The organism is Sphingobacterium rhinopitheci (genome assembly GCF_022627575.1).
In the GTDB taxonomy this organism is placed as follows: Bacteria; Bacteroidota; Bacteroidia; order Sphingobacteriales; family Sphingobacteriaceae; genus Sphingobacterium; species Sphingobacterium rhinopitheci.
This window is the reverse complement of record NZ_JADEYQ010000041.1, coordinates 1-9,033: the sequence shown is the minus strand read 5'-3', so window position 1 is coordinate 9,033 and position 9,033 is coordinate 1. Positions and strand designations below refer to the sequence as shown.

Genomic DNA, 9,033 nt, shown 5'->3' with positions numbered 1-9,033 from the left:
GAGCTTTTTTTCTATAACATCCTTCAAAATGGTATTGTGAAGCGTTAGCTCGGCAACGATCTTCTTATATTGCGCTAATTCTCGCTCCATGTCCTTCATCTGTTTAAGTTGCGAAGCTTCCATCCCTTAATTTAGCCCCCATTTATAAAATTTACCCCCACACTATTATATTATAAGTTACCATTTATCAGAATTGTAATAGTATATTATTTAAAGTCTCAATAAACCCACTATATAGTCTTATTTGACACTTTATTGTATAATTTGTCCCTATCTTCTATTTTTCTAATATCTAAAACTTCATACCGGTTATCTGGAGAAATTACTATTACATGTGGAATACTAGATACAGAATAGTAGTTTTTAACAATTTCATAATTATTTCCTTGATGAAGACTACGCCACGGTATTTCATGTTGATATAATAGTTTTTTAAAATGATCTATAGTAGCTTTTTTATCAATTGTTATATAAGTAAACTCTAATTTTTCTTTTAGATCTTTATGTAATGTTTTTAGCAGGGGAATTTCTTCGATACATGGCATACACCAAGATGCTGTAAAAATGATTAAGTTATGTTTATGAACGTTTTCTATAACACTTTCATACTTATTGGTCTTTACATTTAATAGTTTGATATTAATAAAATTATCTTTTAGAAAGTTCTTAATTCTTAAATTCCATTTAGTTTCGCTATGCTTATTTGATAAGTTCTCGTAGATTAGTTTTACATCTTCTCTAGATTTAAAATTATTTAGATTATTTGCTAAATTCATTAATAAATATCTTGAGTCTGAGTATCTTTTCGATAATTCTATATAGGATGACAAAAAATCATTGTAGGATTTGCTATAATCTCCTGCTGAGCTAAACCAACCAAAGTATGGTTCTTTTGCACGAACTTCTATATCTGATAAAGCAGCAGTATCCTTTTTAATAATTTCATAGTCATGGACAATCCAGTCTCCATAAATAATAGAGTCCAATTTTGTTAAAGATGGTGATAACCCTTGTCCTTTGTATATGGTTTCTCCTATATATTTAGCTTGAATATGATTCACACGATCTTCAAATCCTATATTACTTACTTTAACTTCTTTGTTTTTAGTTTTATTTACAAATCGAACCGATGTTGTGCTATTTTTTGAAGGATTATATGGATCTACTAATAATTCTAAGTACTCAGAATCAATTGCTATAGAATCAGGAACACTAAATTCCCACATAAAACTGTGTATTTGTTTGCCAGGAATAAAAATATTTCTGTTATCTGTATAGTCATGCAAAATAAGTATTTTACTACTACTATTTTCCAAAGTCACGATAATCTTATATGACAGATTATCTTGTGAATAACTTTTGAATAGAGAAAAAAATAAAAAAAACAAGATATAGATTTTCATAAGTTTGATTACGTAATAATAAATTGGAATGGTATCATGATTTCGAATAAAGGATATAACGACTGTTTAAAGGTAATAATTTTATTTAGATACGATGCTTAAAATAGAGAGTGTTACATTACAGGCTTTCAATCATGACAAGACAAAATTTTCGAAAAGTGTAGTCTCAATAAACCCTCGTTTATTAATCCCTCCAATCAAAAGGAACTATCTTTTATTACAACTCCCGAATCGTTATTTTCTTTAAATAAGTTCTTTGACAACCACTCTATTCTATCCAAATCCTCAAGAAAATGATTCGAGAATTGCGTAGTTTCGGGCACTGAAATCCTCACAGAAATGTGAGGATTTTTTTTACTCACCTCTCCCATTCAATTATTTAAGGTTAAAAAAGGATCATGTACTAAAGTTGTGTTAATTAATAGCACTTTTTTGACTTTTGGCCCACATGTAAACATAGTGAAAATTTGGACTTCATTCTTTATATCAACAACTTGGAGTGCCTACCTGTGTTGTGACGAATTACTTGAGTTCGAAATTAAAATATTTGAACAAGGGCGATACAGTATTACAACGAATCCAAGCTGATGATAGCGGAGTTATATAAATCTGTATTAAAGGCAAAACATATCAGTGATGACTACTCTATCAATGATAGCTTGATTAGAGGATGAAACCTTGAGTATGATTCCAAGTCTGGTGATTTCCCCAAAAAAAGGAATTAATAATTGATAATCAACAATTTAATGACTCAATAAAGCAATTAAAGGATGTGGCCGAACAGCGAGATATACTAAAAAAGACAGTAGGCATCTTTTCCAAGAGCAACAAGTGATATATGAGTTTAAATTAAACAAATGGGATATTCATACTATTGAGAAGATGTGCAAGTGCGTGTGCATGAGATTAAGTAAAAACTCATATTATCATTAACTTAGAAATAGGGATAAACAGCGGGTTACCTCATCGACTTTACTTCTTTAAGACCGCATCAAAACTATACATGAGCAGAGTAGACAGATTTATGGGAATTTTGAGCCCATTTTCCTCCCTAAACACCAATCTAAAGCAGTATCAGTAAAAAATATGGTCATTTCTTTGTATGCTAAATGGAATGAGTGTTTTGGATGTTGAGCAGGAGCTTTATGAATTATATGACTACAAACTTTCTACCTCCTCCATCTCCATTATTTATAGATAATGTAATTCAACAACGGATGAGTTGGAACGATGTGCTGTAATTATTGGTATATGGTTTATTATATATAGAACTAGAACTAAGTCAAAAAACCTAGACGTTAATTATAAATTGCGTGGTGATATAACCTTTTATTTCACCAACCACGTTTTAAAAGCACTCTAGTCATCAGAAGTAAACTTTAAAATATCTCCATTATACAACATTAGGGTAAAATTTTCAAGAATGCATATAAGCAGAGAAAATGCGCCTTTTACCAATAACTCATTCAAGACTATAACAGCTACAACTTATTTTGTGATTAGTAAAATAAAGCACCTCTTAATTCAGCGACCTAAATTCGTTGGGTGTCATCCCTGTTTTTTGTTTGAATAATCGGGAAAAATGCTGTTGATATTTAAAACCCAGGTGATGAGCGATATCACTGATAGATTTATCACTGTCAAAAATTATTAATTTTGCGGCATCAATTACTTTAGACTGTATATATTCTAATGCTGTATTGCCCGTTTCCTTTTTGATAAGATCGCCGAAATAGTTGGCAGAGATATGCAACTGCTCTGCACACCATGTTACTGTAGGCAGCCCTAAATCCTGGCACTTATCGGATTGAAAATAATCATTGAGTAGATTTTCAAACCTTACCAATATATCATTGTTGGCATGACTACGGGTGATAAACTGTCGGTCATAAAACCGCATACAATAATTCAGCAACAATTCGATATTCGAAACAATCAAGGTTTTACTGTGTTTGTCAATGTTCTGGTCAATTTCATAAGCTATTTTCGCAAAGCAATCATTCACAATTGACCTTTCTTTTTTTGATAGATGTAAGGCTTCATTCACCTCGTAGGAAAAAAAAGTGTACTCTTTTATTTTTCTCCCAAAATCGGTTCCGCTAATCAGATCGGGGTGGAATACAAGTGCCTTACCGGCAGGTTTAATCACCTTACCCTTACTGTCAATCCCATATATCTGACCGGGAGAAATAAACACCAATGTCCCATCTTCATAATCATAAGACTGACAACCATATTTCATATCGCCACAGTTAATGTATTTCAAAAACACAGCGTAAATGCCTATATATCTTCTAAAATATTGGTAAGTGGGCATATCATCAAAATCTACCACACTAACAAGCGGATGAAGGGTATCAACACCCATGTTATCGTTGTATTGCCTAACAGTATCAATTCGCTCCACTTGCTCCATAACATATTTTTTTTTACAAATTTACTAAACGCTATCGCGTTTAAGGTACAATCAAATCAAAATCAGTAAAAGTGGTAAATAAATCTGTGTTTTGTATAAAAAGGGCACAACAGATAGTGAGTAACTTTGTAACTATTAGTAAATTGGGATAGGTGTTAATACCATCTGTCCCAGTCTAACAAACGCCCAATGCCCAAGAAAATGATAGCGGGTCTTCAAGAGGGGCAACAGAATGCGATGTTAGCAACCGTAGCTGTTGGTCGCAACAATCGTTACATAGAAATAGCTAATACGATAGTATTTCTACGCAGTGATGAAGCAAACTTTATAGGAAGTCATAGTTGGCAGTACATCGCGATTACAGCATTTAATAAAATTGAGTATAACCTAAAAAAAAATATGAGTAACAATACAGAACTTCAAAAGAACGAGAATAGTCACCCATCCAACCGCAGGGATTTCTTAAAAAATGTCGCCCTTTTCGGAGCATCTGCCCTCGCTCCCACTGTATTAGTTTCAAGCGGCAAACAGCAGACAACAACACCTTCAATCGATAGTCAAAACGAAAACCCTATGCCCTTTATTACGGAACGACGTACTTTAGGGAAAGGCAGTGCCGCAATGGAAGTTTCAGCTTTGGGCTTTGGCTTAATGGGAATGAACTACCACCGTGGCGTACATCCCGATGAAAAAGCCATGATAAAGCTGGCTCATGAAGGGGTAGAACGTGGTGTTACCTTTTTTGATACAGCAGAAACCTACGGTCCGTTCATCAACGAAGAACTGGCAGGTAAGGCTCTTGCCGAGTATAAGGGAAAAATTGCTGTTACCACAAAATTTGGATTCAACTACGCCGGAAACAAAAAAAATGAAATACCCGCTGGGCTAAATAGCAGACCCGAACGCATCCGTGAGATGGTGGAGGCTTCGTTAAAACGCCTGAATATTGACACTATCGAATTGTTGTACCAGCACCGTTTTGACCCTAATGTACCCATTGAAGATGTGGCAGGAACAGTAAAGGACCTAATTACCGAGGGAAAGGTAAAGCACTTTGGTCTATGTGAAGTCGGGGCCGAAACCATCCGCAAGGCGTATGCCGTACAGCCTGTTACAGCTATACAGAGCGAATACCATTTGATGTGGCGTGAAGTGGAAAAAGAAGTACTACCTGTATGTGAGGAGTTGGGTATCGGTTTTGTTCCATATAGTCCTGTAAACCGTGGTTTCCTCACGGGAGCCATTAACGAATATACCAGTTTCAGTGGTGGCAACGACAACCGTAATATTTTACCACGTTTTACCCCTGATGCTATACGTGCAAACCTTAAAATTGTGGAAGAGCTGAACAAATTCGGACGTGCAAGAGGTATAACCGCTTCACAGGTAGCATTGGGATGGTTGCTGCAAAAAGCACCATTTATCGTTCCTATTCCCGGAACGACCAAACTCTCACATTTAGAAGAAAACCTACGAACATTGGATTTCAATTTTAGCAAACAGGAATGGTGCGAACTTGAAGATGCCGTGGCAAACATTACTATTGTTGGCGACCGTTACCCTGCTTCCGAACAGAAAAGGGTACAGAGTTAAAGTAACTGTTGACAGAGCTAATGATAACCCTTCGGATTCTATTATTTCAGTCACATAACTGTAACGTGCCTAAGCAACCAAGCCGAGGCAGAGATATTGGTATAAGAACCCGTGAAATGTATATAAATCAATCCTGCTCCTAAGGAAACTTTGTGAATTGACAATAATAATAGTTCGTGTTTAAAGATGAATTGTATAATTATGAACAAAAGAAACAATTTTAATCGTCGTGATTTTCTTACTACATCGTTGCTTTCCGCAGGATCATTGATGTTACCACGGTTGGCATACAGTGCAGAAAGCAACGACAACTACGTTAATTCTGAATTATCTGTACCAACTGCTTTACCTCGCCGTAAAATCGGAACACTTGAGGTATCGGCACTTGGAGCAGGCTGTATGAATTTTGTACAGACCTATTCACCCCGACCAAGTAAACAGGACGCAATTAAGGTCATACAGAGAGCTTATGAGTTGGGTATTACATTTTTTGACGTAGCTCAAAGCTACGGCCCATATACAGGTGAAGAATTAGTAGGAGAAGCCATTGCACCGTTTAGGGATAAAATAGTCTTATCCACCAAATTTGGACACGAATACGGTGCAGATAAAAAATGGGTACGCCTCAATAGTCAACCCAACTATATCAGAAAAATGACTGAACAGTCATTAAAACGACTTCGTACTGACTACATTGACCTTTACTACCAACACCGTGTTGACCCCAACGTTCCCATAGAAGATGTTGCAGGCACTATACAGGATTTGATTAAAGAGGGAAAAATTCGTCACTGGGGATTATCAGAAGCAGGAGAAGCGACCATAAGGCGAGCGCACGCCGTAAAAGCAGTAACCGCAATTCAAAATGAATATTCATTTTGGACACGTGACCCCGAACAGGAAGTCCTACCGACCTGCGAAGAACTAGGAATTGGTTTTGTCCCGTGGAGTCCACTTGGACAGGGCTTTCTTACGGGAGATATTACACCACGGACGGTTTTTCATCCGAGCGAAGACCTTATTTCAAACTTTCCGAGATTTAAACCGGATGCTATCAAAGCAAACTGGCCACTTGTGTGTCTACTTCAAAATATAGGAGAACTGGTGTACGCGACATCTGCGCAGGTAGCTTTGGCTTGGCTATTGGCTCGAAAGCCGTTTATCGTACCTATCCCCGGAACCACAAACCTCAAACATTTGGCTATGAACATCAATTCGTTACAAGTACAACTCACGCAAGACGACTTGACTGCACTTGACAGAGAGTTTGAAAGGATCGGTGTACATGGGGGAAGAACTACACCTCCACTACAAAAGAGACATGATATGGGAGCGGATTTTGGAAACAGTTCGAAAGGTAAACAAGGTAATACACCCTTACCAAAAAATAGTTTATAACACTTATAACTGATACCTTAAATGAGAATATACAAGATCCTCTTTTTTGTACACTTTCTTCCTCGATTGTAAATGCGCAAAGCAAAAAGGACGAAAATCAGCAATGCCTATGATGCAATATTATATCGACTATATATTTCCTGATGAAATCAAAAGGGCAACGCGCCAAGTAGAACACGCAAAAACGTACCATAAATCGACAATTTATGTATCAGCAATTTTTTTGAGCCAGATCGTCCGAAATTAGCCCCACAAACACGTTTAATTTGGCGATTCCTAAATGTAAATGCCATGAATGCACTTGACAATCAGTCTTTAGATACTCGTCAACATAATCTGGCTGCTGTTTTCTTAAATACAAAAAGTAATAAAATTAACAACAATAAATATGACTAAAAATATTATTAAAAATCGAATTTGCTTGAATTACCCCATATGGGCAATACGGGTAATAGTAATGCTTTTATGTATGAATAACATTGCCCACGCACAACAACAGGAAATGATGGTACGTATTTCAGAAATCGAGATACTCCCGCAGCACCTGGAGGAGTATAAAGCAATTTTAAAAGAAGAAGCCGAAGCATCAGTAAGACTTGAAGAAGGTGTTATTGCGATCTTCCCTATGTTCCAAAAGGACAACCCCACACAGGTGCGAATACTGGAAATGTACAAAGATAATGAGGCCTACCAATCTCATTTGAAAACCGAGCATTTCCTAAAATACAAGACAATGACACTCCAGATGGTCAAATCATTAAAACTTGTAGATATGGATGCACTAGATATGGAAACAGCAGTACAAATATTCAATAAGATGCCCGCTAATAAAAAATATCAAGCTACACCGCCTGCTCCAAAACCATTTGGTGCTGAAGCATTCCAAAAGTCAGATGAGACCGTGATCCGATGGATGGGCAACGGTGGTTTTTTTATTAATAGCAGGGGAACCACACTCATGGTGGACCCTTTACTAGAAGGGTTCGATATGCCGGTACTGTTCAATGCACCTATAGACCCGAAAGAAGTTCCCCATCTGGATGCTGTACTCATTACACATAGCGATAACGACCACTACAGTATCCCGACATTAAAGGAACTGTCTCCGGTTACAGAGATATACCATTCTACGGTTTATGTTGACACTTTGATGAAGAACGAAGGCTTTACATCTAAAGGGCACAGCATCGGTGACAGCTTCAAAGTTGGGAAGGTAAAAATTACGTTGACTCCTGCGGACCACGACTGGCAGAACGAAGATCCCAATAGAACACGAAATTTCGCGAAGGAAGATTGTGCTGGTTTTTTAATCGAGACTGCCGATGGAACAATATGGGCACAAGGAGATTCTAGGCTCTTGCCAGAACATTTAAACCTACCCGTTCCGGATGCAATTTTCTTTGATTTTTCTGACAATGAATGGCATTTTACACTGGAAGGGGCACTAAAAATTGCTGAAGCCTACCCCGATACACCATTACTGTTGTCGCACTGGGGAACCGTTGATGCACCCGACTTCACTCCCTTTAATGCCGACCCCGAGAAACTAAAAAGTTTGGTCAAAAATCCCGAACGTGTGATTGTGCTAGCACCCGGTGAAGCGTATACATTGACTCCATTAAAGAAAAAATAAGATAAAAATAGAAATTAATTGGTAATATCTTTTCGGTAGCTTGTAATTCAGCTACCGAAAAGATATTGCTGCTGCTTTCTGAAGGATTACCTAAGGTACGCCTTCATGGACATAGGAAGCTAGATCTTTAACCTTGTCAAACACAACTAACGCATTTTTATGACGGCACATCCGTTTAAAAATCTCTTTGAAAGAGGTTCTCAGCAGGATGGAAACTGTGTTTGGAGTCAATAAGGATAAATTTTACTTTCCTATTTGAAAGAAGGTTCGAAATTATATAAAATACTTTCGTTTTAATACTCGACTTTAAAAATTACTCTAGTTTAATAATAGTAATTAGTATGAAATACAAAAAACTTTAGCTAATAACATAGCATTTTACTTTTATAAACATTAATCACTAAAGTCAATGCAATAGCAATTCAAAAAAAAATCAATCTGTTCATAAAGAGCATATTGTGGCTAATTTAGCCCCCAATAAGTTCGGAGTGAAATTTTAGATTTCAAATTAATACATTTGAGATAATGAAATATAAGAAATGGAGTTTAGCTGAAAAGCTAGAAATCTTATCTAGTGGCGATGCCATAGG

General features: G+C 36.6%; 5 protein-coding genes. 3 read left to right on the top strand and 2 right to left on the bottom strand.

What is annotated here, in order from left to right:
• Nucleotides 1–230 precede the first annotated feature (230 nt).
• Together IP023_RS15455 and IP023_RS15450 are read right to left on the bottom strand one after the other, a co-directional pair.
• A complete protein-coding gene (locus tag IP023_RS15455; protein WP_241791311.1) occupies nucleotides 231–1,403 on the bottom strand; it encodes a TlpA family protein disulfide reductase in 1,173 nt (390 codons plus the stop codon).
• A gap of 1,519 nt (nucleotides 1,404–2,922) precedes the next feature.
• Complete coding sequence (locus IP023_RS15450; RefSeq protein WP_241791310.1) at nucleotides 2,923–3,819, bottom strand: helix-turn-helix domain-containing protein; 897 nt, start codon at nucleotides 3,817–3,819, stop codon at nucleotides 2,923–2,925.
• Nucleotides 3,820–4,008: 189 nt separating this feature from the next.
• Between IP023_RS15450 and IP023_RS15445 the strand changes: the two genes are divergently transcribed.
• The 3 genes from IP023_RS15445 to IP023_RS15435 all read left to right on the top strand — a co-directional run bounded on the left by IP023_RS15445 (nucleotide 4,009) and on the right by IP023_RS15435 (nucleotide 8,443).
• Nucleotides 4,009–5,412: an aldo/keto reductase gene (locus IP023_RS15445; protein WP_241791309.1), complete on the top strand. Its 1,404-nt coding sequence runs from the start codon at nucleotides 4,009–4,011 to the stop codon at nucleotides 5,410–5,412.
• Between the two features lie 201 nt (nucleotides 5,413–5,613).
• Nucleotides 5,614–6,810: an aldo/keto reductase gene (locus IP023_RS15440; RefSeq protein WP_241791308.1), complete on the top strand. Its 1,197-nt coding sequence runs from the start codon at nucleotides 5,614–5,616 to the stop codon at nucleotides 6,808–6,810.
• Nucleotides 6,811–7,279: 469 nt separating this feature from the next.
• Entirely contained in the window at nucleotides 7,280–8,443 is a 1,164-nt protein-coding gene (locus IP023_RS15435; RefSeq protein WP_241791307.1) for an MBL fold metallo-hydrolase, read from the top strand.
• Nucleotides 8,444–9,033: the final 590 nt, after the last annotated feature.

Excerpts from the sequence above, each read along its gene's own strand:
- IP023_RS15455 (WP_241791311.1), bottom strand. The coding sequence starts at position 1,403 with ATGAAAATCTATATCTTGTTTTTTTTATTTTTTTCTCTATTCAAAAGT.
- IP023_RS15450 (WP_241791310.1), bottom strand. The coding sequence starts at position 3,819 with ATGGAGCAAGTGGAGCGAATTGATACTGTTAGGCAATACAACGATAAC.
- IP023_RS15445 (WP_241791309.1), top strand. The coding sequence starts at position 4,009 with ATGCCCAAGAAAATGATAGCGGGTCTTCAAGAGGGGCAACAGAATGCG.
- IP023_RS15440 (WP_241791308.1), top strand. The coding sequence starts at position 5,614 with ATGAACAAAAGAAACAATTTTAATCGTCGTGATTTTCTTACTACATCG.
- IP023_RS15435 (WP_241791307.1), top strand. The coding sequence starts at position 7,280 with ATGAATAACATTGCCCACGCACAACAACAGGAAATGATGGTACGTATT.